The following is a 254-nucleotide window of genomic DNA, read 5'->3' on the forward strand; positions in this document are numbered from 1 at the left end:
GGTTGCCTTCCTGTTCCTTGTGCTCGCGCTTGACTGACTGCTTGTCCATCTTCAGATCCTTGATGTACAGCCAGTACTCACACAGTGCATCAAGCATGACGACCAGCACGATGCAGCCCAGAAAAGCCAGCACCAGCACCAACAACAAATGAGCCCAGATCGGGAACAGATCGACCGGTTGCGCATGGAGTTGCGCAAACAGTAAATGCCGCTGAGTCAGCCAGACCACCCAGAATGCGATTACGAAACTGCCC

The 254-nt window shown here is 53.9% G+C and carries 1 protein-coding gene; it reads right to left on the bottom strand.

Annotation, left to right across the window (positions count from 1 at the left end):
- Positions 1 to 254 (bottom strand): EscU/YscU/HrcU family type III secretion system export apparatus switch protein (locus SB765_RS31740; RefSeq protein ID WP_410932771.1); only part of this gene is annotated, 254 nt, incomplete at both ends.

It is taken from the genome of Pseudomonas sp. SIMBA_067 (genome assembly GCF_046534675.1).
Taxonomy (GTDB): Bacteria; Pseudomonadota; Gammaproteobacteria; order Pseudomonadales; family Pseudomonadaceae; genus Aquipseudomonas; species Aquipseudomonas putida.